Raw genomic sequence first — 23,852 nt, 5'->3', positions numbered from 1 at the left:
ATGGCCCGTGAGAGCTTGGGAATCCGGCCTCTGGAGGATGGCACGCCCCATGCTATAGTGACCATAGGTCACTATTTTGGCCGCGCATGGGCTGGCCGTTGATAGCTGGCCCAGCGGCAACACGGGGAGTGAATGGTGGCGGAAGGCAACGTCACTCTATCAACCGGCATGAGAACCAATCTGCTCACGCTTCAGAACGCGAGCCAGAAGCAGACGCGTGCGCAGGAGCGGCTGACGACCGGATTAAAGATCAACGCGGCCCTGGACAACCCGCCGGCTTTCTTCGCCGCAAGGGATCTTGATCGACGCGCCGACGATCTTATGGCCTTGAAGGACGCCATGTCGCAGGCCATCAGCACGGTCAAGGCTGCCGACAAAGGGGTTCAAGCCATTGGCGACCTAACCGAACACGCCAAAGGGCTAACGGCGGCGGCGTTGCAGAACCTTGGAGACGATGAAGCCAGCCGATTGGGTCGGCAGGCATTGGCAAGGCAGTATGACGACTTGCTGACGCAAATCGATAAGGTTGCGGCAGACAGCGGCTATGGCGGCAAGAATCTGATCAATAGCAAGGCCTCTGAATACCTACCGACCCCAAAAAGCAAAGCCAAGGCCGTATCCGCACCGGGTATCAAAGCAATCGATGTCACCAACGCCAAAGCGTCGGCGACCTATACGGTGCACACTTACGGCGATGGGGCGATAGCGGCGTCGGAACAAGGGGCAAAGGACATCAAAGATGCTCTCGGCCTGAACCACTTCCGGCTATTCGGCTACAACAGTCTTACCAACGGCACATTCGCTCCAACAAAGGTTGAACTGCGCAGAAATGGTTCGGACAAAGCCACTCTTACCGTTTTCGAGGGAGACGAACACACGTCGCTCGACATTGATCTGGCGTTAGCCTCCAAGACCGGAACGCTTCGGGACTCGTACAAGCACCTGTTTCAGAACGGAACCTGGGTGGCGTTCGACTATGATGCCGTTGCTCTCGCCAAGCTGGCGAAGGATCACCCCTTAACAGATGTCGAAGTCGAGAAATCGATCAATCTGCGCATGGACATTGGCGATAACCTCGGCCATACGAAATCCCTTTCGCTGGTCGATGGTAGCCCTGCCAAAATTCGTGACGGCTGGAACGATGTTACCATTGGCGGAGCGACGGTGCGGATCAACATCGACCAGAAGACCCTTCAGGCTTCATCGAACTATCAATCGTCAAGCATGATCGACGGCCCATTGGCTGCCTCGATGCGCGACATCGCGTTCGATAATCTCGGGTACGATGGCGCAGCGAACTTCAGTTACGAAGAGAACTTTGATCAATTTTCAGGTCAGATCATCGGGAATCTTTTCACAACCCCCCTTTACGGAAATTTCCCGACTTCCTCGTTTGCAACTTACGTTATAGACAGCACGAATATAAATCCGAGCGAAACCATTTCCTTTAACACGTTTAGCGTAGCAAATCATGCCGCGATCACAGCGACATTCGATATGCACTCCATCGTTGGAAAAGTAACGAGCGGCATTCGTGCCAGCGTCATTGGTGGGACAAACAACACTTATCTGTACTCTGGTGGAGGCGGATCTCCCGTTCCGCTCGGGTGGAAGGGGTGGAATGCCAGCACGGTTTTGAACGTGTCGGTCGGCACCACAGACAGCGGCGGAACCGGCTTCCAGAAGATTACGGTTACCGACACCACAGGAAGTCAAGGCGCGGCGACAATTCCGAACAACTACACCTTCGCCGATGAACCGGCTGGAGTTCCTATCGTCATGAAGGGCGGCGCAAACGAAGGCGCTGTTCTTAGGCTTTTGGGAAGCACGCCAGAGCAGGCGCAAATCAGAGTCCAAGTCGGTGGTGACGGAATTTTTCCGACTGCTGGGATAGCAACAGTCCCGTACCTAAGTGCGTCGGATTACGACCACATTTCCGGTGTCAGTGCCTTAACCTACCTTACCGTGACCGATAACGGAAACGATAGCGCTGGCGCCGGGCAGCGGCGGATCGATGTTGCTGTTGCACCCAACATCATTGCGGCTCCCACCGTCCATTCGTTCAACATCTCGAACGACGCTTTGGATCACGTTGACTTTTCGATCCCGAGCGGCTTCGCACAGGGAACAAGGTTCCAGATGAGCTTCGATCCCGCTTCCGGCGGATTGAGCCAAGCTCCGTTCGTTCTGTTTCCGCCGACCACCTCAGGTGGCTTAACCGAACCAACCACCTATGTCTACCGGGCCGCCAATCGAGGGGAAACGCCACAAGTCGATGTGAGCCAGCACATCCGTTATACGGAGGGAGACGATCTCATAGTGCAGGTTGGTCAAATGCCAACCGATACCGTTGTGGTCTCATCCAAAAATCTCACAACGAGCGGAACAGGACTGGCGCTCGACCGCAGCACCAACGGCTGGAATGGGCGCGACGATATCGAAAAGGCAATGTCGGAACTGAATGCGGCATCACAAAAGCTGCGTTCCGTTTCCACCGAGTTAGGAACGAGCATGGGCATCATCACCACACGGGACACGTTCACCAAGGAATTCAGCGACGTCCTCAACGAAGGCGCGAGCAAACTGACGCTGGCTGATCAAAACGAGGAAGGGGCCATCATGCTGGCCTTGCAGATGCGCCAGCAGCTCGGAATGACCGGCCTGAGCCTTGCGAGCCAGAGCCAGCGGTCCATCCTGAACTTATTCGGCTAAGTTGAGTAATAATCGGTTCTCCTGCCCTCTGCCTTGGTAATATTTCGAGCTTGGAAAGCCCCTCGCATCGCCGCGAATGGCAGTTTGCATATAGTGACCACTGGTCCTTATATTGATGTGCGGCAAGGCCCTTGGACCAGGAGTGAACATGGGAAACGCGATGCTGGCAAAGGCACTCGACCGAATATCCCAGCCCTATCTGGACGATCTGCTAAAAGCCCACCTCCTGTTCCTCCGTCGCACGAAAGGTGGACAACGACTCAACATCGGCATGAAACGTGCCGACCGCTTGGACTTTTCGGGGCGGCTGCTGATGGGGGCGGATATGACCGGGGCTATGCTCGACGGCAGTCGGTTCATCCGTGCCAACCTGGCTGAGGTCAACCTGTTCGGCGCCAGCATGATCAATTGCGATCTTCGCTACGCCAAGCTGGAAAAGGCGGACCTCCGGGGGGCGCGCCTGCGCAGCGCCAACCTGTCGGAGGCGATCCTAGACTTTGCCGACTTCCGAGAGGGGGTGCTTCTCACCAAGCAGCAGGGCGGCGATCTGACACGCGCATGGGCTGACGACGGAAAGGCCCGGATGGCGGGAGCCATGTTCCGCAACGTTCGGGCCAAAAGCGCCAAGTTCTCAAGGGCCATCGGCGCCGGCACCGACCTGAGCAACGCGAACTTCTCCAACGCCCGCCTCAACGGAGCTGACTTCGCCGGCAGCGTCCTGCGCAAGGTCAACTTCACCGGCGCCGACCTTTCGAATTGCAGTTTCGTTGGTGCGAACCTGCAAGGCGCTCTCCTGGTCAACGCCGTTCTTGATGGAGCGGTGTTCGCCGACGCCGACCTCACCACCACCGTCATCAGCCAGGGCGCGCAGATGAAGGCGGACATGAGGAAGGCACATCTGCCGCGCGGACTGGATTCGCTGGAACAGTCCATTCAGGACATCATCCTGGCGCACGCCCGATGGGTGGCCTCGCTGGGAGCCGAGGGCGCCCAGGCCGACCTGTCGCGGGTTAATCTGCGCAACGTGGACCTAGGGGGTACGGACTTTTCGGCTGCAAACTTCCATTCGGCGATGATGATGGACAGCCGCTTGGCCGGTTGCTGCTTCACCATGGCGGACCTGTCTTACGTCAACCTTATGCAGGCGGACTTTACCGACACTGTGTGCCGGGGAACCAACTTCAAGGGAGCGACCCTGCGGAAGGCGACGCTCACGCACGCGGACTGCTCCCCCATGGCGATTACTGTCGGCATCACGACGCGCGACTGGCCTGCGAACTTTTCGGAAGCCGATCTTGGAAACGCCAACCTGTCCGGGGGAAACTTCCGCTTGGCGAACTTCGCACAGGCGGACCTTCAAGGAGCCGACCTTCGGGATTGCAATCTCTGCGGCACCATCCTGACCGATGTCGATCTTACCGGTGCTGATCTTCGGGGCGCCAATCTCGACGGCGCCGACATGCGAGGAGCAATTGGAGTCAAGCGGTAATAGGCAAAAAAGTCGTAAAATGCCCTCACCATCGAGCACTCCCCTTCCTCAACTCAACTTTTCGGCCCAATCCGACGCCGAAGCCTTTTTGCGTTCACTTGGTTGGCGCAAGACCACTGAAACAGGCGTGTACAAACGCCTATCCAATACCGGGATACTGTATGCCTTGGTTCGCAGCACCCCGCTTGGAGCTGTTGTGTGGCTGTCGAAATCCGCCCCTCGCTTGATCCCAGAAAGCGACCAGTCAGAAATATAAGAAAACATAGCTTTTCTTAGGTTTCCGCTGAACCCCGCATCAATCCTCAGCTTCTTTCATGCCTTGAGCGAGTCCGCGCCTGAAAACATAATCTTAAGTGCGGAATAACTGCGCACCTTGAGGTTATGATGAAGCAGGCGCGGGTGCTCACGGAGCAGGAACAGAAGCGGTTGCTGGCGGTGGTCGCACAGGGAAGGCACGCAGCCCGCAACCGGATGGCCATCATGCTGTCCTACCTCGCGGGTCTACGGGTCGGGGAAATCGCGGCACTGACCTGGGGCGACGTGCTGGACAGCAACGGCACGGTTCGGGAGCAGGTCCGTTTGGCCGCCGAAATCACGAAGGGCGGTCATGCCCGCGTGGTGTTCGTCAACGACCGGCTGCGGAAAGAGCTTGAGCGCTACCGCGCAACGCTGGGCAGCGAAATCAAGTCGGAACGCCCCCTGTTGCTCACACAGAAGCGAACCGCCTTCAGCCCCAACACGCTCTGCCAGTTGATGGGGCAGCTTTACGCGCAAGCTGGCCTCGACGGGGCGACCTCCCATAGCGGGCGGCGCTGGTTCATCACCAAGCTCGCCCACAGCGGCATCAGCCCGAAGGTGATCATGACGCTGGCTGGTCACAAACACATGACCACCACCCAGCGGTATATCGAAGTCAACGACGAACTGATGCGCGCGGCGGTGGAAGTTCTTTAACCACTCCCTTATAGCCGACAGCAATAAAAGAGGAGGCATAGGATAATCTCTCTGCCGCCTCTTTTATTCACCGTCAAGCATAATAAGTATCTGCTTGAGTTCAATAGTGTTTCGGATGGATTTTTACTTATGTAGTACAACATGATCGTCTGCCGCGGACTCATCTAGCAGGTGATACCAAAACGTCATCAGGCAATCGGGTGCCTCCACGGCATTGACGGGACCAAGCTGGCCCGGCACACGTTAATTTTCACCTTCGATAGCTGAAAAATAGGGTGCTCTGTTCTGCCGCCTGATGCGTCCTACGATTATATTGGAATCGATGGGTTTCATGCATTTACTTACAACAGAGGACTGCGAATAAAAACTTCGCACTCTAATCGTAGGTAACGATTTGTTCGCAATTTCACTCTACTCTTCCGTTGGAGCCACCCACAGCCTCACCATGCAAACACACAGGATGGAGAGGTCATTATGACAACGAATGAAATAAAAGAGGCTTTGGTGCTTGGTCCGCTTGGCGGAGCAGGAATTGCGCAAGCGCTATTTGCCACAACCGACCTTGATGCAACGTATACTCGTCTTGTATTCGGAGCAGGGCTTGGGTTCATTACAGCAACGGCAATTTTGTTGGCTATTGCCATAACGCACCGCCGGAGAGCCGCTTCCGGTAACATGAAATAGGCGGCCCATACACCTAGCAGTCTCATAGAAAGACCACGCATCGGCGTGGCCTTTCTATTTGAGCCATATGCCTGTGTAGGGTATCACAATGTTCTTGACCTCCGCCAGTTCCATCACGTCGTTTTGTCGGCGCGAGCGTTGACATTGTACTTGCCCTTATAGTCTGGCGCTTTGTCGCTTCGGCCTGCGTTGGGGGCCAATGGGAATTCAACAAGCTCGGACGTGCCGTTGAACAGCACGACCTGTTCCGGCACATGCCCGTTCCAGATCATCAGCACCGCAGCACGGGCCAACCCGGTTCGTTCGCACTGGTAGTCGGTGGCCTCATACAGCGGACTCCATGCCCAGCGGTAACCTTCCGGCAGAGCTGATACGGTTCCTGCATTGCGCTCAGCCGCCATGTGGTCAGCACCCATGCTGTCGTAGAGCCAGTGGCAGAACGCGCGGTCATCCGGCAGTTCGCTGCTCTGGCTCAGCTTACCCTCGAATGCCCGGTAGGTGGTGAACTTGAGCCGGAAGCGTTCCCCGTCGCGGATCAGTTCGCCGCGTGGTTCCGGGTGGCTATGAAGCCAGAGCTTGGCTTCCGCATTGCGGGTCGTGCTGTAGAGGGGAGCGCCGACCATGCCGCTGGCCTGCGATCGGGTGTGCGCGGCTGTCATCCTCGCCGCCTCGTTCTCCACCTCGCCATTTTTCTCCAAAGAGACATCAAGCTGGGGAGAAACAAACTCCTCATCCTGGCCCTCACGAGTTGGCGAAGCCAACGAGCCACTAACCATCAGGTCACCAACTGGCTCTGCCAGTTCATCTTCTGGCGAAGCCAGAGACAAATCCGCGCGATGCTGAGCGTCAGCGAAGCAATCGCGCCTTGTCTTGTCTTTACTTAACTTAACTTTACTTAACTTAGGACCCAATTGAGTGAGGATTGGCAGGGCTTTGAGCTCATCAAAAGTGCTTCTGGAGTGCTTTTCGAGTGCTTCTTGAGTGCTTTTGTAGTGCTTCTCGCGTGCTTCTGAGGTGCTTTTCGAGTGCTTTTCGTCATGTTCATTCGCACCAGAAGCACTCCAAAAGCACTCAAGAATGATCCGCTGCGTCTTTGCATCACCCGTTGCCACCGCGCCTATCACGCTCGCGATGGTGCTCAACTGATTGATGTCGAACTCAGCCAGCAGCCCCACGATCATCTCCCGCAGTTCGTCCACCTCACTCAGTGGCTCGGCCTGGTAGTCCAGGGAGGTGACATCGTACCGCTTCCTAGCCTTCTTCTTCTGGTCCGGGGTAAGGGCGATATCCCCTTCCCAGGAGAAACCGCTATCGAGGTTGTTGCGGATGAACTCCAGGAGGCGTTTGCTGCGGTTCGGGCTGAGTTTCGCCTCACTCAACAACTGAGCGCGCATACTCGCGATAATGCGCGCGTAGCTCTTTCCCATCTTCCTTTCAAGCTCGTCCAGCATTGGCAGCCAGCGCGGCGCGTTCTTTGCCATATTTCTGCTCCTTAAAATGCATTTGACTATTCCGGGGATGCCAAGCCTGCCAGCCCAATAGGCGAGCCCCATACATGAAAAAAACGCCGCCCCCAAATTGGCAGGAGGGACGGCGTTTCCAAGGAACAGCACAAGGCTGCTATGAAATCAGATAATACGGCAACGGCAAATGTCGCGCCTCGCCTTGTCCCTTGATTGCGGCTTCCAACTCCCTGCCAAAGTCACCGGCTCCGCTTATTGTTAATTATACATAACGGCATGGTGATGTCCATAATTAGCCGCTCATCATGCCACAACCCCTCCAGTTTCAGAGCCTTCCATCCGTCGTCGTGCAAATCGTGTTGCGAGCTGGCGGGCGACGCTTCGTGATCGAATTTGGTCGCGGCAATACCGTCGACCGGATTTGTCGTTCTCGCGATAAGGTGTGTTTGGGGGATAGCAATGTCGGTTACGCGCGCTAAGTTTGAGTACGCATTAAAGATGTTAGAGCTGAGCGATTGGGGCCTTTTGGAAAAATGTGCTTTACAATTCCTCGTTTCTGAATTTCCAGACCTCCGCTCAGTCGGATCGGAATCAGTCCATCGCCATCCGGGTAAGCAAGTACTGGTGAAGCTCCAAATTAAAGGGCAACGAATGCTGCCCTTTAATTTGTTATCTTGACGTTGATATTCCGTTAGATTCGGCCGCTCTTAGGGCGCCACTTCCCATTCAGCTTCTCATCGTCGGTGTGGCTCTGCATATCCCAGTAGAACCACCGGCCATCCTCGTGAACGATCAGCTCTTCCGCGACAAAGTATCTCGCCTTCTCGTTACCGTGGACCTGAATGGTAAGCGCCCCCGAGCGGATGAAAGGGTGCAGCGTCCGTGCCATCTGCTTTGGTGTTTTGCGACGATTCTCCATGAAGAGACTTTCCACAAAAGGCTCCCCCTTGAAATCAATGTACCCACCTTCGTTGTGAAATCCGTCCTTGTGGATTTCGGACAAGTTGTGATAAAACCGTTCAGCTTCCTTGCTCACAAAGACCCATTCGTCTTCTAAGACTGTTGGGTATTGACAGTCAAAATTGTAGGCACCCGTCAACCCTCCCTGGTCATAAACCTTCCAGCCTTCCGAGAATAGCCCGGATCGAGCGATGTTGGAGTTTTTCAAGAAGGCCTCAAACCCGTTGCGGTCATTGCAGTCGAACGGGGGGATTAGGATGTTTCCGTAACAATCAGCCATTGCAATATTTTCCTCTTATTAAGCCGAGCGGACAGTGGCCCCGGCGGTAGTCCGATCTATGCGGCATGGGCAAATACGCGGCCCGGTGCAGGGTAGAAACGGGGGACCGGAGTCCCCCGTTCGCTCACTAAGCGGCCTCAATCCAGTCGAGAACCTGTTCCAAAGCCATGCCGCCGAACTCTTCGGCATGTTCCTGGCCGGGTTGAAACGCGGCCCAATACACCATCGTCACGTATTGGTCGCTTTCACTGTCGTGGACCACAACGGCGGTTCGCTGCTGTGTCGCGGGCAGTGCAATGGCCCTGTATTGGATCTCGGCCACACCGTTCGCACTGACAACATCTCGCGCGATGGCAAGAACCTCTTCAGCCGGAATAAGTTCGATCCGGCCAGTTTCGGCACTCCTGAAAACGAAGCGGTCCCGGTTCGGGTGGTACTCAACATTCGGCATGGACAGGGCCGCGAAGTTAACGTTCTGCTGCTCAGTCATAATTCTCTCCTTGGCTAGTATGACTTCGACTATATTCCAAACGAATATCTCTGAAGATGGGATGGCAGGGCTATAGGTGTCCCCGCAGAGTCCCACTATGCTGTCGTTACCTCTCCCCCTGTGTGGCCCGTGCAATCGTTCGACCACTGACCTTAATAGGGGCCCGGTTGACCAGAACGGCGCGCGTTTCGCGCTCCGTCAGGGTGATGATGGCGGTTCGGTTATCTTCGGTCGGAAGAACCATCCGAAGCCGCTTTCCAACCCGACATTGCCCGGCAACGTAGTCCCTAAGTTTCCTAAGTGGGACCGTGCTGCCGTTACTCACGGTAACGACCTTCCTCGCCACATCGAACGCGTGGCGATGCTGACTAGCTAGCATCTTTCACCTATTCAGTTGTTCATGATCCGGCACTGCGTTTGGCGGCGCGAGGCGTATACTCGCCAATTTAGAGGAGATTGTCAAGAACATTGTAGATACGATCGCAAGAAAGATCTTGAACTTTTCTTCAAGATCCTGTGACGCGGCATAGATGCTTGAAGTCTGACGCTGTGTGCTGGGTCGGCATGTAGATACCCAGAGATATGTTTGCCAGATAGTTGGGCTGACGCGGCCACTGCTCCAGATGTCCAAGAAGGTCTCTCGCTCTACACGGTCGATACCGATCACATATAGAAGCCTCCTTAAAGTCCCCCGCCTGTTGCGAGCCAGCAACTCTGATGGCGCGCCAGCCAACTTCTTGAAAAAACTATCAAAATCGCCGTGAGCCAAGCTCTGCCTGAACTTATAAAGTGAGTGTTGCGGGAGGTTTCGCAACGCACGCGAGCAGTGGGCTCGCAGGGAGGTTCCGGTGGCCACGTACAACGCCAAGCTTCTTCACCCCAGCCAGCGCGCGGAACTGCTCCGGCTGGAAAAAGCCGGAAAGGCCAAGGTGGAACGCAAGGGCGACCAGTGGACGGTGACCTACACCTCCCAGCTCATGAGAGAGGTTCCTATGAGCAAGAACGGCATCCTCAGCACCATGAAGTTCGTCACCGTCGAGAAGCACGAGGACGCGGACCCGGTGATCGCCCGCCGCAACAACATGGTGCGCGGGCTGAAGGAGCAGATCGCGATCTTCGACGCGGACGAGGACGGGAAGACCTACCACGAGACGCGCAAGGTGTTCGTGGACCAGAAGCAGGACGACGGAACGACCAAGCGCGTCGAGGTCGAGCGGGACAAGCGCCTGCGTCGGCACTGGTTCCAGAAGGACGACAAGTTCTATGTGGAAATCCGCTACGGCAACCGCCCGCTGCCGGTCGTGAACGGCCAGCACATTATCGAATGCGGTGGCGTGAAGGCTGCCGTGCGCAAGACCTTCGACACGCTGATTCGGGCCGTGGAGGCGGGTGAGCTGGACGAGTTTCTGCGGACCATCAAGGTCAACCGCGTGAAGGAGACCGCTTGATGCGCGACGCGGAGAGGCGGGCAGCGATTGCCCGCCTCAACGACCGGTTACGCCAGACGTTTGTCAGCGGACAGGTCATAATGAGCCGCGGCGTGGCAGCGTTGCCAGATTACAAGCGGGAAGCCATTGTCCAAGCGGTGCGCGAGTTCAACCGCTTCGACGCCAACAACGATCCCTATGGGGAACACGACTGCGCAGCGTTCACGGTTGTTGGCCTAACGCTGCTGTGGAAGATCGACACGTACCAGGACGGCACGCTCACGTTTGGTGCCGATGATCCCCTCTCACCAACAGCGGTGCGCGTGCTCACCATCATGTTGTCCGAAGATTACTGATGAGCGATGATGAGGCGGGCTTAAGCCCGCCTCATCCATGACCAGCTTGAGCTTGACTGCCCCGCAACACAGTTTTTGCACGCAATTTTATTACGCTGTAACCAGTTGAATTTAAATGGCTTTTTGCTTGCATTGTTAAGCAGGATCAGACGGGGCACGGTGCGCTCAACGGGTTGGAAGACCACAAGAAGACAATTGGGCAACAACAGTACAGGGGTTTGCACCGTGACGCTGCTTTTCTGCTCCACCACCGACCGGGCCGAGGATTGGCTCGGTGAGCTCGACCGCCGCATGCCCGGGTTGGAGGTGCGGGTGTGGCCGGAGATGGGTGACCCGGCGGACATCGACATGGCCCTGGTCTGGAAGCCGCCCCAGGGCCTGCTCGCCAGCCTGCCGAACCTGAAGCTGATCGTGTCGCTGGGCGCCGGGGTGGAGTCCATGCTGCTCGACCCGACCCTGCCGGACGTCCCGCTGGTCCGCATGGTGTCGGAAGGGCTGACCCTGGACATGGCGGGCTTCGTGGCGCTCCAGGTGCTGCGCTGGCACCGGCAGCTGGACGAGTACAAGGCGCTTCAGGCGGCCCAGACCTGGAAACAGTTGGGGCACAAGCCGGCGTCGGAGGTCACCGTCGGCTTCCTGGGCTTGGGAGAGCTGGGCACGGCCTCGGCCAGGACCCTGCTCAGCATGGATTACCGCGTGCTGGGCTGGAGCCGCACGCCCAAGAGCGTGGACGGTGTGGAGAGCTATTCCGGCGCCGAAGGCCTGCCCAGGATGCTCGGCCAATGCGACCTGCTGGTCTGCCTGCTGCCGCTGACGGACGAGACGCGCGGCATCCTGAACCGGGACCTGTTCGCCGCCCTGCCCCGCGGCGCCGTGGTGATCAACGCCGCGCGCGGCGGGCATCTGGTGGAGGCCGACTTGCTGGAGGCGCTGGACAGCGGCCATCTGCGCGGCGCCAGCCTGGACGTCTTCGCGGAGGAGCCGCTGCCGCCCGGCCATCCCTTCTGGAGCCATCCGCGCATCCACGTCACTCCGCACATTGCGGCGATCACCCACCCGTCGCGGTCGGCCCACATCGTGGTGGACGCGATCACCGCGCTGCGCGAAGGGCGCCCCCTGCCGAACCTCGTGGACCGCGGGCAGGGCTACTGAACGGCCTCCTCGACGGCAACCGCTTCATCGGGGCTGGCGGCGGTCAATTCCGCCTCCAGCCGCGCCTTGGCGGCGGTGGCCAGTTCCTCCTCCGCCCGGATGGTCGCCAAATCCTCCGGCGCCACGGCGCCGGCGGCGATGACCAGTTCGGCAAAGTCGGACAGGAAGACGCTGCCCTTGACGGTGCGCTGGACGAGCACGCTGCGCTTGTCCTCCGCGTCCCGCTTGCGCTTGATGAAGCCCAGCAGGGACAGCCGGTCGAGCGCGCGGGTCACCGCGGGCTTGGAGATGTTCAGCGTCGCCGCCAGACCGCGCACGGTGTGCGGCGGATCGGTCAGATAGACCTGGAGCATGATCGCCATCTGCCGCGCCGAAAGGTCCGGCCCGTCCTGCCGGACACTGGCGATCAACGCCGTGCGCCACAAGCCGAGCGCCTTGAGGTTCCGTGCCATGCATCCCCCCGAATGCCGCGCCCGGATCCCGCCCCCGGACACGCGGGACGAGTGTCACCCATGCACCCCGCGCAGGCAAGCGTTTCGCAGCCGTATCGATCGGTCAGTTCGTCGCGGGGGGATGGAGGGCCGGACGGGGTGCGGCAAGCGACGGAGTTACGCCCAATCGGGCGGCAGAAGCTGGCGACGGATATGGTGCACGCGCAGAATCTCCAGCACCGCCGACGGTTCATCGGTCGCCACCACGCGGTATATGACCCGGTAGGGAAGATCGGGAATTTTGAACTCCCGCGTGCCGGGAAAAATCCCCGGCTTCCCGAGATTCGGCCGTTCGGCGATCAACGCGACGACCTGGCGGATGCGCTGCCCGACGCGAACGGCCGCGGCCGGATTATGTTGACGAATGTACTGGGAAATGTCGGCGATGTTTTGAAGGGCTCCGCGAAGGTAGCGGACCCTCACTGCGTCCCCAAGGGCCGGCCGAACGAGGCAAAGGCGTTCTCAACCTCCTCGTCCGTGGCGAAATCACCCGCGTCGGCCTCGGCAACCGCGTGCCGGATGTCCTCGTACGCTTCGAACTGGTCGGCAAGGTAGGCTTCGACCGCACGTGTCAGGTGCCACGCCGGGTCATGCGCCGTCGCTTCCGCAAGGCGGTTGAGCGCTTCCGCGGTCTTTCCATCCACGCGGATGGTCATGGACACCGGTTCGGACATGGACGAGCCTTGCTGCTTCGCATCCAGACCCAAGGGTATGCACCCGCGAACGGGCTTTCAAGGTGTTTTGGACAGCGACAGCTGTTGGGTTCGGCTCTCATCAATAGATCAGCTCGTTCTCGCCGCTGCCTTCGGAGATGACGATCTCGCCGCGGGCCGCCAGGTCCTTGGCGAGCTGGACCATGTACATCTGGGATTCGTCCACTTCGCGGACGCGGACGGGGCCCATGGCGGCCATGTCCTCGCGCAGGATCTTCGCGGCGCGTTCGGACATGTTGGAGAAGAACAGGTCCTTCAGCGTCTCCGACGCGCCCTTCAGCGCGGTGGCGAGCTTCTGCTTGTCCACGCTGCGCAGCAGGGCCTGGACGCCGGAGGGGTCGAGCTTCGACAGGTCCTCGAAGGTGAACATCAGCGACTTGATGCGCTCGGCACTGTCGCGGTTGCGTTCCTCCAGGGCGGCCATGAAGCGGTGCTCGGTGGTGCGGTCCAGGCCGTTGAAGATTTCGGCCAGCATCTCGTGGCTGTCGCGGCGGCTGGTGCGGGCGAGGTTGGTCATGAACTCGGTGCGCAGCGTGCGCTCCACGTCGTCCAGGACTTCCTTCTGCACGGCCTCCATGCGCAGCATGCGCATGATGACCTCCATGGCGAAGCTTTCCGGCAGCTGGGTCAGCACGCGGCCGGCGTGTTCGGGGCGGATCTTCGACAGCACCACCGCCACGGTCTGCGGGTATTCGTTCTTCAGGTAGTTGGACAGCACCGACTCGTTCACGTTGGCGAGCTTGTCCCACATGGTGCGGCCGGCGGGACCACGGATTTCCTCCATGATCGAGTCGACCTTGTCCTTGGGCAGGGTCTTCAGCAGCAGGCGCTCGGTCGAATCGAAGGAGCCGACCAGGGAGCCGGTCGCTGACATCTGCTCCGCGAACTCGACGAACAGGCGCTCGATGATGTTGGCGGAGACGGTGCCCAGGTTCGCCATCACCTGGGACAGCTCCTTGATCTCCTCGTCGTCCATCATCGCGAACAGCTTGGAGGAATGCTCGTCGCCCAGCGCCAGCATCAGGATGGCCGCCTTCTCCGGACCGGTGAGGGTGCGATAATCCTCACGAACCTTCAGCGCCATGACTCCGCCTCCAAGAACACGAACCGGCACCACAGTCTGCCGGTATTACCCTTTGGTTTTAACCCTTTCCGAATCGTCGATCCACCCCCGCGACGGGCGCGGGGGTGACAATTTTAACCATATGTGACGGATTGCGCGGTCCGCTCACCCGAACCGCTTGGCGATGACCGCGTAGGCCGCGCGCAGGCCCAGCGCCTCGCCGCCTTCCGGGCGGCCGGGACGGCTGGCGCTGTTCCAGGCGAAGGTGTCCAGGTGCGCCCAGGGCGTGTCCTTCGACACGAACTCCTGCAGGAACAGGCCCGCGGTGATGGCGCCGGCCATGCCGTTGGTGGTGACGTTGTTGATGTCGGCCACCTTGCTGTCCAGCCCCTTGCGGTAGGGCGCCCACAACGGCAGGCGCCACAGCGGGTCGTTGTGCTCCTGCCCCGCGGCCAGCAGGTCGTCGGCCAGCGCGTCGCTGTTGGAGAAGAGCGCCGGCAGCTCCGGCCCCAGGGCGACGCGGGCGGCCCCGGTCAGGGTGGCGAAGTCGATCAGCAGGGCGGGCTTCTCCGAATCGGCCTCGGCCAGGGCGTCGCACAGGATCAGGCGCCCTTCGGCGTCGGTGTTGCCGACCTCCACGGTCAGGCCCTTGCGGGTCTTCAGCACGTCCATCGGCTTGAAGGCGTTGCCGGAGATGACGTTCTCCACCGCCGGCACCAGCACGCGCAGCCGCACCGGCAGCCCGGCCATCATCACCATGCGGCCGAGCGCCAGCGCGTGCGCCGCGCCGCCCATGTCCTTCTTCATCAGCAGCATGCCAGACGACGGCTTGATGTCCAGGCCGCCGCTGTCGAAGCAGACGCCCTTGCCGACGATGGTGACCTTGGGGTGGTCCGGGTTGCCCCAGCGCAGGTCGATCAGCCGCGGCTCCCGCGGGCTGGCGCGGCCGACGGCGTGGACGGCCGGGTAGTCGCGGTCGAGCAGATCGTCGCCGACGATCACGTCCAGCGCGGCCTCGAACTCCTCCGCGAGCGCGCTGGCGGCGTTGGCCAGCTCCGCGGGGCCGAGGTCGTTGGCCGGCGTGTTGACGAGGTCGCGCAGCAAATAGGTCGCGGTCGCCGTGCGCTGCACCGCGCCCTGGTCGGCGTGCTTCGGCCAGACCAGCCCGGCGAAGCTCTTCTTCTCCGCCTTCTTGTAGCGGTCGAAGCGGTAGCTGCCGAGCGCCCAGCCCAGCGCCAGCCGCGTGGCGGCGCGGCCGTCAAGCGCGGCGTCGGTCTGCTCGTCCAGGCGATAGCTGCCCGGCGGCAGGCTGCCCGGCAGGCCGGCGAGGCCCCAGAGGTCGTCGAGCGCCGACACGCCGACCAGCACGCGGGCGACCGCCCCACCCTCCCCCGGCAGGAAGGCGGTGGAGCCGGCCTCCGCCGTGAAGTTGACGGCCTTCACCCAGGCGGCGGCGGAAGGCGGCTGGGACTCCAGCCAGCCGGACAGGCCGGCCTTGGTCAGCGGGGTGATGGTTACGGTGCCGGTGCCGGCCGTGGCGAGCAGGGTGGCGAGCAAGACGGGCGTCCTTCAAAAGGCGGAAAACAGGGTCAAGAGGATGGCGCGGCGGAGCGGCCGTGAAAAGGGGGCAATGGGGCCGATGCGGGGCGGGCGATGGAATGAAACGCTGTGAAACGCCATGAAACATGAGCGGTGATGATGTTTCATGGGTGCCTCCGCCTAGCGTTGTAAGATTTTTATCCTATAATATCCTGAGGAATAGGGCAACCGGGCGGCGCGTAAGTCGCGGGCCATCGCGTTCGAATTCCCCTCTCCCGCCTCGGGAGAGGGAAGGGCCCCACGCGAAGCGTGGGAAGGGTGAGGGTACACCCGAGGATCAGCGCCTTGATCCTTGTACGACCCTCACCCGGCCGCTTTCAGCGGCCACCCTCTCCCGGGGCGGGAGAGGGGTCGTCTCTCAAGCGACTGCCCTAGAGGTCGAACGGGGAAAGGCTGTAGTGTGCGGCCCCACATGGTCAGACATTTTTCAAATGGGGGATTCATCATGCCGGAGCTGACGCTCGTCATCGGCAACAAGGCCTTTTCGTCCTGGTCGCTGCGGCCGTGGCTGGCGCTGAAGCACACCGGCCGCCCGTACGAGGAGATCGTGATCCCGCTGCGCCAGCCGGACACCGCGGCGCGCATCGCGGAGCATTCTCCGTCGGGCCGGGTTCCCTGCCTGCGGCACGGCGATCGGGTCGTCTGGGATTCGCTGGCGATCTGCGAGTATCTGGCGGAGATCGCCCCGGAGGCCGGGCTGTGGCCGGAGGACGCGCACGCCCGGGCGGTGGCGCGGTCGGTGTCGGCGGAGATGCATTCGGGCTTCGTGGGCTTGCGCACCCACATGTCCATGGACCTGAAGGCGATGCGCCCCGGCGTCGGCCGCAACCCGGAGAGCGAGGCCGACATCGCCCGCGTGCTCGGGCTGTGGCGCGCCACGCGCGAGCGGTTCGGGGCGGAGGGACCGTTCCTGTTCGGCCGCTTCTCCATCGCCGACGCCATGTACGCGCCGGTGGTGACGCGCTTCATCACCTACGGGGTCGAGATGGACGCGGTCGGGCGCGCCTACGCCGAGGCGGTCATGGCGCTTCCGGCCATGAAGGAGTGGGTGGCCGCAGCCAAGGCCGAGCCGTGGGACATCTACGCGGACGAACGCCCGGCCGCCGACTTCCGGTTCTGAGGAACCGGTCCCCGCTGTCGATGTTGGAGGGGTTCAACCGGATCGAAGGAGTTCGACCGTGAGCGACAACAAGCACAACATCGACAGCGACGACATCGACCGCAACCCGCGCAAGCCCAGCCAGGGCAACGCCTCCCCCACCGGCACCGGCACCCACGCCGAGCACGCCCGCGAGTCGGCGGCGGAGAACGCCGACAACAAGGCAAAGGGCACGGAGGCCCGCAAGGCGGGTTACGGCAAGGGCTTCACCGAGCCGGAGAAGGGCCGGAACTGATTGCTCCGATCAGGGTCGCGTTGTGAGCGATTCACCACAAAGACACAAAGGCACAAAGAATTTCACAAAGGGCGTTCTGCTTTGAAGCAACGCGCCAAAGTGGCGACACCCTCTTTGTGAATATCTTTGTGTCCTTTGTGTCTTTGTGGTGAAAATCCTTTGCACCACCAGCACTCCCCCTACCCCAGCAACCCCGTCATCACCGCGCGCAGCTGGGCCGGCTTCACGGGCTTGTTCAGGACGTGGCAGCCCTTCGACTGCGCTTCCTCCACCACCTCGGCGGTGCGGTTGGCGGTGATGAGGACGGAGGGCAGCTGCGTCCCGCAGCGCTCACGCACGCGGGCGATCTCGGTGAAGCCGATCACGCCGTTGTCCAGGTGGTAGTCGGCGAACAGCACGTCGGGCGTCGCGGTGTCCAGCGCGCGCAGGGCCTCGTCGCCGCTGGCCGCCGTCGCGACGGTGCAGCCCCAGCCTTCCAGCAGCGCGCGCATGCCGGCCAGCACGGCCGGCTCGTTGTCGATGACCAGCACGCGGATGCCCACCAGCCGGTTGGTGGTCGTGCGCACCGGCGCCTCCAGCGTGCGGGCCGGGCGGGCGTAGCGGCCGAAGGGCACGGTGACCGCGAAGACGGAGCCGCGCCCGGGCTGCGACCGCACGGTGATGGGGTGGTCGAGCATGCGCGCCACCCGGTCCACGATGGCGAGGCCCAGGCCCATGCCGCGCACCCGTTCGTTGGCGCAGGGCGTGTCGAGCCGCCGGAATTCCTGGAAGATCTCGTCCAGCTTGTCCGCCGGCACGCCGGGGCCGGTGTCGCACACCTCGATCCGCAGCCCTTCCGGGGTCCGCCGGCAGCCGATCAGCACCTTTCCCGCACCGTCACAGGCCGGCGTGTAGCGCAGCGCGTTGGACAGGAAGTTCTGCAGGATGCGGCGCAGCAGGCGGATGTCACTGCGCACCACCGCGTGGCTGCCGACGACGCGCAGGTCCAGCCCGCGCTCCCTGGCGACCGCCGCGTATTCGGTGGCGAGCGCGCCGAGCAGGCTCTGGATCGGGAAGTCGGCGACCTCCGGCCGCACCGCGCCGGCGTCCAGCTTGGAGATGTCCAGCAGGGTGGACAGCAGGTCCTCGACCGAGGCCAGAGCCACGTCGATGTTGTCCACCAGCCCGCGGTTGGGCTCCGGCTGGTCCAGGTCGCCGAGCGCCGAGACGAACAGGCGGGCGGCGTTCAGCGGTTGCAGCAGGTCGTGGCTGGCCGCGGCCAGGAAGCGGGTCTTGGACAGGTTCGCCTGCTCCGCCTCCGCCTTGGCCAGCCGCAACGCCTCTTCCGCCGCGATGCGCTCCGCGATCTCCTGCTGGAGCTGTTCGTTGAGGCGGGTCAGCTCGGCCGTGCGCTCCACGACGCGGCGCTCCAGGCTGTCCTTGGCGTCGGCCAGCGCCTCGGCCGCCATGCGCCGTTCGGTGATGTCGTGGATCAGGCCGAAATAGCCCAGGACCTCCCGCTTGCCGCCGGCCCGCTTCTCGCCGAAATGCGGAATGTAGGTGGCGACCGCGTAGCGGGGGGAGCCGTTCTCGCCGGGCAGGTCCAGTTCGAAGGTCACCTCCTCGCCGGCCAGCGCGCGCAGGATGTAGGCGCGCCGTGCCTCGTAATAGAGGTCGCCCAGCGCCGCCCACATGGGCTGGCCCTCGATGTCCTCCCGCGCGCGGTTGAACCAGTTCTCGTAGGCCTTGTTGACGAAGCGGAAGCGCTGCTCCGCGTCCACATAGGCGATCAGGGCCGGCACCGCGTCGGTGACCAGACGGATGCGCTGCTCGCTGTCGCGCAGGGCCTGTTCCGCCCGCTTGCGCTCCGTGATGTCAGTGAAGGTCAGGACGAAGCCACCGCCCGGCATGGGGTTGCGGCTGATCTCCAGCACCGTGTCGTCCAGCCAGGGCTGCTCCACGAGGCAGCTCGGCGCCATCAACGCGCGCAGCGACAGGCCCGCCTCGCCCATCGCCGCGTGGTGCAGGATGAATTCGGCGAAGCTGGCCCCGCGGCGCGCGACGCTGTCGGGCAGGCGCAGCAAGGCGGCGAACCGCTCGTTCCAGGCGACCAGCCGCTGGTCGCGGTCGTAGACGCCCACCCCCTGAGCGATGTTGTCCAGCGTGGCCTGGAGGAGCGCCGACTTCTCGGCCAGTTCCCGCTCGCGCCGGCGGGTCTCATGCTCCTTGATGTCGGTGATGTCGGTGTAGACGCCGACCACGCCGCCGTCGCGGGTGCGCCGCTCGTTCACCTGGATCCAGCGGCCGTCCGACAGGCGGTAGATGTAGGGGCCCTTCAGTTCCCGGTGCTGGGCCAGCCGCTGCGCCAGCCACAGGTCTGGCCGCGGGTAGGCGTCGGCGACGGAGCGCGAGGAGGCGGCCAGCTCCGCGATGTCCTTGAACCGCACGCCCGGCATGATCCTGTCGCGGATTTCCGGCCACAGGGCCAGGTACTTGCTGTTGCACAGCACCAGCCGGTCGTCGGCGTCGAAGATGGCGAAGCCCTCGTTGACCGACTCGATGGCCTCCGACAGGCGGGTGCGCATGGTGTCGGCCAGTTCCTTGGCGCGGGCGAGGTCGCGGTGGCTGTCCTCCAGCTCGCGCAGAGCCCGTTCCACCTCCAGCGTGCGCTCCCGCACCTTCTGCTCCAGCACGATGGCGGTCTGGAACAGGGAGAAGGCGCCGCCCTGCACGTCCATGGACCGTTCGACCCGGTCCATCAGCACCTGGTTGATGCGGCGGAGCTTGGCGTTCTCGCGCTCCAGCGCCTCCAGCCGGGCGCGCTCGTCGCCGGTCAGCGGCGGGGTGGGCCCCAGGGGATTGGGAAGGTTGCGGTCGGAGAAGAGGATCGTCATCGCGCACCTATGGCGACGCCGGTGAAGGTCTGGTTGACGTGCATGGCGTTGTACTGCTCGCCGTAGGCGCAGAAGCCGACGACGTTGTGCCGCGCCAGCGTGGCCGACATGACGTGCTTCAGCTGGCGCTGCTCCAGCTCCAGCCGGCGCAGGATGCAGTCGCAGCCGAGCACGAGGTCGGGCGGCCCACCGACCTCCGCGGCCAGCTTCAGCATCATCGCCTCGAAATTCTCCACCGGGTCGACGCCGCGGGCGACGGTCAGCACGATCCCCTCGTCGATGGCGCAGTAGAAGGTCAGGCTCTCGTCCTCGTTGACCTTCTGGATGGAGCGGACGTGATACTCGCCGCCCACGCGCACCACCACCGGATGGGCGGCGAAGATCATCGGGGTCAGCGGCTCCCCCTCCAGCCCGACCATGCGGGCGTATTCGCGCCCGGCGGGCTCCGCGTTGATCTCCGTGACGATGCGGCGCTGCGGGTCGGCGCCGGTGACCACCATTTTGCTGTCCGACGCCACGAAATGCTCGGTCCGGAACACCACGAAGCGGCGCGCGGTGGTGACCAGCATCAGCACCGCGGCGTTGGAATGGAACCGCCCCTCGTGCAGGACGAAGGTGCGCTCGAAGCGCAGCTCGTCGCCCGCCGAGCCGCCGAACAGCGGGATGTCCATCAGCACGCTGTGCAGCGCGCTGACCACCATCTCCTCCGCCCGCGACATGCCGTCGATCATCAGGAAGGCGAAGCTGCCATAGTCCCGGAAGGCGTCGGCGCGGGCGGCGAGCGCCGCGTCGCGCTGGGCCAGCACCTCGCGCAGGACGCGCGGCGCCTCCGCGATGGAGAAGCGGTCGAGGTCGTCGATGCGCTGCGCCGCGATGGTGAAGTCGGCGCGCGGGAAGCCGATGCCGACCAGCGAGCCGGCGGCGTAGCCGAAGGGCGTGATCTCCCCCGCCGTGGTGCAGCCGATCACCGGAATCGGCCCGAACAGCTCCGCCAGCGCGGTCGCCAGCTCCTCCCGGTCGTAGTGGGCGGAGCAGAAGACCAGCGCCATCTCCAGCTCCAGCCCGCCGCCCCCCTGTGGTCCGCACAGCGCCTGGTGCAGCTCCCGCGCCGCGGTCCGCGCGTCCTCGGCCGTGGAGACCGCGCGCGGCAGGGGCGGACGGGTGGGCGCGTCGAACAGGGAGTCCATCGGTGGGCCGTTGTGGTGTCGGGGTGCGGGAAGCAGCGGCATGGCGTCCATCGCCCCCAGGCGGAGGAAGTCGGCTACAGGCCGGCGGGTGACCATTAGGTTATCCCACCAGGGCGCCCGGGGGAAAGCCGCCGGACGCAGGGCGACATGCGACATTGGTATAAGGACGAAACCACGATGCGAAAAAGGCGCCTCCCGCGGTCGCGGGGGCGCCGAGTTCGGTTCCATATGCACCGCCGCGCGGGGAGGCCAACCTGAACACGGATCAGCTGCCCTGCGGCTGTACCGACCGGGGAAGCATCCCGAAGTCGGTGTCACCATACCGCGTTCCCGTAAGGATCGCTATGCTGATTCGATCATATCGATAGGCTGGCGCCGCAAATCCTCCGTCTCATCATCGGTGAACAGGCGGGAGCGGGTGAGGAAGCGCACGCCCTCCGGCGCCTCCAGCGAGAAGCTGGCGCCGCGCCCCGGGACCACGTCGATGATCAGCTGGGTGTGCTCCCAATAGGCGAACTGGGCGGCCCCCATGTAGAAGGGACAGCCGCCGATCTCCCCCAGCCGGACGTCCTGCCCGCCGGGCCGGAACTCCCCCTCCAGGAAGCACATCGGCGCGCTGCCGTCGCAGCAGCCGCCGGACTGGTGGAAGAACAGGGGACCGTACAGCCCGCGCAGCTTCTCGATCAGCTCCAGCGCGGCCGGTGTGGCGACGACGCGTTCGACCATGGGCGGGATGCTCCATAACCCCCTCTCCCAGCCCCGCTGGGAGAGGGAGGGACCCGCCACAGGCGGGAGGGTGAGGGCTAGGTTTTCCCAAACGTCCTGGAAGCGATGTCCAGTTTCTTGGGATCACCTAGCCCTCACCCTCCCATGCTGCGCATGGGCCCCTCCCTCTCCCGCCGGGGGCGGGAGAGGGGATATTGAGGGACCTTAGAAGAAGCCCAGGGCCTTCGGGCTGTAGCTGACCAGCAGGTTCTTGGTCTGCTGATAGTGGTCGAGCATCATCTTGTGCGTCTCGCGGCCGATGCCCGACTGCTTGTAGCCGCCGAAGGCCGCGTGGGCCGGGTAGAGGTGGTAGCAGTTGGTCCACACGCGGCCGGCCTGGATGGCGCGGCCCATGCGGAAGGCGCGGTTGCCGTCGCGGCTCCACACGCCCGCACCCAGGCCGAACATCGTGTCGTTGGCGATGGCCAGCGCCTCTTCCTCGGTCTTGAAGGTGGTCACGGACACGACCGGCCCGAAGATCTCCTCCTGGAAGATGCGCATCTTGTTGTGGCCCTTGAAGACCGTCGGCTTGACGTAATAGCCGCTCTCCAGCTCGCCGCCGAGGTGGGCGCGCTCGCCGCCGATCAGGACCTCAGCGCCCTCGGCCTTGCCGATGTCGATGTAGGAGAGGATCTTCTCCAGCTGGTCGATGGAGGCCTGGGCGCCGATCATCGTGGCCGGGTCGAGCGGGCTGCCCTGCTTGACCGCGCCGACGCGGGCGACGGCCTTCTCGATGAACTTCTCGTAGATGCTCTCCTGCACCAGCACGCGGCTCGGACAGGTGCAGACCTCGCCCTGGTTCAGGGCGAACATGGCGAAGCCTTCCAGCGCCTTGTCCAGGAACTCGTCGTCGTCGGCCATGACGTCGCTGAAGAAGATGTTCGGCGACTTGCCGCCCAGCTCCAGCGTGACCGGGATGATGTTCTCCGCCGCGTACTGCATGATCAGGCGGCCGGTCGTCGTCTCGCCGGTGAAGGCGATCTTGGCGATGCGCGGGCTCTGCGCCAGCGGCTTGCCGGCCTCGACGCCGAAGCCGTTGACGACGTTGACCACGCCGGCCGGCAGCAGGTCGCCGATGATCTCCATCAGGACCATGATGGCCATCGGGGTCTGCTCGGCGGGCTTCAGCACGACGCAGTTGCCGGCGGCCAGCGCCGGGGCGAGCTTCCACACCGCCATCAGCAGCGGGAAGTTCCAGGGGATGATCTGGCCGACGACGCCCAGCGGCTCGTGGAAATGATAGGCGTAGGTGGTGTGGTCGATCTCCGCGATCGTGCCTTCCTGGGCGCGGATGCAGCCGGCGAAGTAGCGGAAATGGTCGATGGCGAGCGGCAGGTCGGCGTGGGTCGTCTCGCGGATCGGCTTGCCGTTGTCCAGCGTCTCGGCCAGGGCCAGCACATCCAGCCGCTCTTCCATGCGGTCGGCGATCTTGTTCAGGATGCGGGCGCGCTCGGCGGGGGAGGTGCGGCCCCAGGCGTCCTTGGCGGCGTGGGCGGCGTCCAGCGCCTTCTCGATGTCCTCGGCGGTGGAGCGGGCGACTTCGCAGAGGGTCTTGCCGGTGATCGGGGTCAGGTTGGTGAAGTACTGGCCCTTCGTCGGGGCCACCCACTGGCCGCCGATGAAGTTGTCGTAGCGCGGCCGGATGGCGACCTGCTTGCTGAGCGTTTCCAGGGCCTGATGGATCACGGCGCTTCCCTCCCGAGGCGAATTGAGACTCGTTGTGCGGATTTTGTCATATCGCTCGATATGCGTTTCCCGTCACAGCGCCCCGCCGTTATCGCGGCTTTCGGCCCCAGGGGT

The 23,852-nt window shown here is 62.7% G+C and carries 20 protein-coding genes; 8 read left to right on the top strand and 12 right to left on the bottom strand.

Annotated features, from left to right (window positions below; genetic code table 11):
* Positions 1 to 132 precede the first annotated feature (132 nt).
* From J2851_RS24585 to J2851_RS24575, 3 genes are all read left to right on the top strand, one after another.
* Positions 133 to 2,712 carry a flagellin N-terminal helical domain-containing protein gene (locus J2851_RS24585; protein ID WP_209769576.1) on the top strand — a complete coding sequence of 860 codons (2,580 nt, stop codon included), beginning with the start codon at positions 133 to 135 and terminating at the stop codon, positions 2,710 to 2,712.
* A gap of 148 nt (positions 2,713 to 2,860) precedes the next feature.
* Positions 2,861 to 4,201, top strand: coding sequence for a pentapeptide repeat-containing protein (locus tag J2851_RS24580; protein ID WP_209769574.1), 1,341 nt, complete (start codon positions 2,861 to 2,863; stop codon positions 4,199 to 4,201).
* A gap of 384 nt (positions 4,202 to 4,585) precedes the next feature.
* The gene (locus tag J2851_RS24575; RefSeq protein ID WP_209769681.1) at positions 4,586 to 5,155 is read left to right on the top strand and encodes a tyrosine-type recombinase/integrase; all 570 of its coding nucleotides are present in this window, start codon (positions 4,586 to 4,588) and stop codon (positions 5,153 to 5,155) included.
* A gap of 797 nt (positions 5,156 to 5,952) precedes the next feature.
* Here J2851_RS24575 and J2851_RS24570 read toward each other — a convergent pair.
* The 3 genes from J2851_RS24570 to J2851_RS24560 form a co-directional block, all read right to left on the bottom strand.
* On the bottom strand, positions 5,953 to 7,320 hold the full coding sequence (locus J2851_RS24570; RefSeq protein ID WP_209769572.1) for a hypothetical protein: 1,368 nt from the start codon (positions 7,318 to 7,320) through the stop codon (positions 5,953 to 5,955).
* Between the two features lie 673 nt (positions 7,321 to 7,993).
* Positions 7,994 to 8,542: a hypothetical protein gene (locus tag J2851_RS24565; RefSeq protein ID WP_209769570.1), complete on the bottom strand. Its 549-nt coding sequence runs from the start codon at positions 8,540 to 8,542 to the stop codon at positions 7,994 to 7,996.
* A 127-nt stretch (positions 8,543 to 8,669) separates the two neighbouring features.
* Positions 8,670 to 9,032, bottom strand: a complete 363-nt coding sequence (locus J2851_RS24560; RefSeq protein WP_209769568.1) for an FHA domain-containing protein — start codon at positions 9,030 to 9,032, stop codon at positions 8,670 to 8,672.
* A gap of 848 nt (positions 9,033 to 9,880) precedes the next feature.
* Here J2851_RS24560 and J2851_RS24555 point away from each other — a divergent pair.
* From J2851_RS24555 to J2851_RS24545, 3 genes are all read left to right on the top strand, one after another.
* Positions 9,881 to 10,480 (top strand): hypothetical protein, encoded by a 600-nt coding sequence (locus J2851_RS24555; RefSeq protein ID WP_209769566.1) that lies wholly within the window; start codon positions 9,881 to 9,883, stop codon positions 10,478 to 10,480.
* Complete coding sequence (locus J2851_RS24550; RefSeq protein WP_209769564.1) at positions 10,480 to 10,815, top strand: DUF3768 domain-containing protein; 336 nt, start codon at positions 10,480 to 10,482, stop codon at positions 10,813 to 10,815. Before J2851_RS24555 ends, J2851_RS24550 begins: the two co-directional genes overlap by 1 nt.
* A 225-nt stretch (positions 10,816 to 11,040) precedes the next feature.
* Positions 11,041 to 11,967 carry a 2-hydroxyacid dehydrogenase gene (locus J2851_RS24545; RefSeq protein ID WP_209769563.1) on the top strand — a complete coding sequence of 309 codons (927 nt, stop codon included), beginning with the start codon at positions 11,041 to 11,043 and terminating at the stop codon, positions 11,965 to 11,967.
* Here J2851_RS24545 and J2851_RS24540 read toward each other — a convergent pair.
* From J2851_RS24540 to J2851_RS24520, 5 genes are all read right to left on the bottom strand, one after another.
* A complete protein-coding gene (locus J2851_RS24540) occupies positions 11,961 to 12,419 on the bottom strand; it encodes a MarR family transcriptional regulator (protein WP_209769562.1) in 459 nt (152 codons plus the stop codon). The genes J2851_RS24545 and J2851_RS24540 overlap by 7 nt on opposite strands.
* A 156-nt stretch (positions 12,420 to 12,575) precedes the next feature.
* Positions 12,576 to 12,881, bottom strand: coding sequence for a type II toxin-antitoxin system RelE/ParE family toxin (locus J2851_RS24535; RefSeq protein ID WP_209769561.1), 306 nt, complete (start codon positions 12,879 to 12,881; stop codon positions 12,576 to 12,578).
* Positions 12,878 to 13,114, bottom strand: coding sequence for a CopG family ribbon-helix-helix protein (locus J2851_RS24530; RefSeq protein ID WP_209769560.1), 237 nt, complete (start codon positions 13,112 to 13,114; stop codon positions 12,878 to 12,880). The genes J2851_RS24535 and J2851_RS24530 overlap by 4 nt, the downstream gene beginning before the upstream one ends.
* Positions 13,115 to 13,232: 118 nt before the next feature.
* Entirely contained in the window at positions 13,233 to 14,255 is a 1,023-nt protein-coding gene (gene fliG, locus J2851_RS24525) for a flagellar motor switch protein FliG (RefSeq protein WP_137139259.1), read from the bottom strand.
* A 144-nt stretch (positions 14,256 to 14,399) separates the two neighbouring features.
* The gene (locus tag J2851_RS24520) at positions 14,400 to 15,791 is read right to left on the bottom strand and encodes a leucyl aminopeptidase family protein (protein ID WP_209769559.1); all 1,392 of its coding nucleotides are present in this window, start codon (positions 15,789 to 15,791) and stop codon (positions 14,400 to 14,402) included.
* 487 nt (positions 15,792 to 16,278) lie between these two features.
* On the opposite strand from J2851_RS24520, the gene J2851_RS24515 reads away from it, so the two are divergent.
* Positions 16,279 to 16,953: a glutathione S-transferase family protein gene (locus J2851_RS24515; RefSeq protein WP_209769558.1), complete on the top strand. Its 675-nt coding sequence runs from the start codon at positions 16,279 to 16,281 to the stop codon at positions 16,951 to 16,953.
* A gap of 58 nt (positions 16,954 to 17,011) precedes the next feature.
* On the top strand, positions 17,012 to 17,227 hold the full coding sequence (locus J2851_RS24510; RefSeq protein ID WP_209769557.1) for a hypothetical protein: 216 nt from the start codon (positions 17,012 to 17,014) through the stop codon (positions 17,225 to 17,227).
* Positions 17,228 to 17,406: 179 nt separating this feature from the next.
* Here the strand turns inward: J2851_RS24510 and J2851_RS36000 are convergent, their stop codons facing one another.
* From J2851_RS36000 to adh, 4 genes are all read right to left on the bottom strand, one after another.
* Complete coding sequence (locus J2851_RS36000) at positions 17,407 to 20,100, bottom strand: NahK/ErcS family hybrid sensor histidine kinase/response regulator (protein WP_246500906.1); 2,694 nt, start codon at positions 20,098 to 20,100, stop codon at positions 17,407 to 17,409.
* Complete coding sequence (nosP, locus tag J2851_RS24490) at positions 20,097 to 21,383, bottom strand: nitric oxide-sensing protein NosP (RefSeq protein WP_246500905.1); 1,287 nt, start codon at positions 21,381 to 21,383, stop codon at positions 20,097 to 20,099. Before nosP ends, J2851_RS36000 begins: the two co-directional genes overlap by 4 nt.
* A gap of 246 nt (positions 21,384 to 21,629) precedes the next feature.
* Complete coding sequence (locus J2851_RS24485) at positions 21,630 to 22,013, bottom strand: DUF779 domain-containing protein (protein WP_209769555.1); 384 nt, start codon at positions 22,011 to 22,013, stop codon at positions 21,630 to 21,632.
* Positions 22,014 to 22,217: 204 nt separating this feature from the next.
* Positions 22,218 to 23,738, bottom strand: a complete 1,521-nt coding sequence (adh, locus tag J2851_RS24480; protein WP_209769554.1) for an aldehyde dehydrogenase — start codon at positions 23,736 to 23,738, stop codon at positions 22,218 to 22,220.
* Positions 23,739 to 23,852: the final 114 nt, after the last annotated feature.

The sequence above is a fragment of the Azospirillum rugosum genome (assembly GCF_017876155.1).
GTDB lineage: Bacteria > Pseudomonadota > Alphaproteobacteria > Azospirillales > Azospirillaceae > Azospirillum > Azospirillum rugosum.
This window is presented reverse-complemented; position numbering and strand designations above follow the sequence as displayed.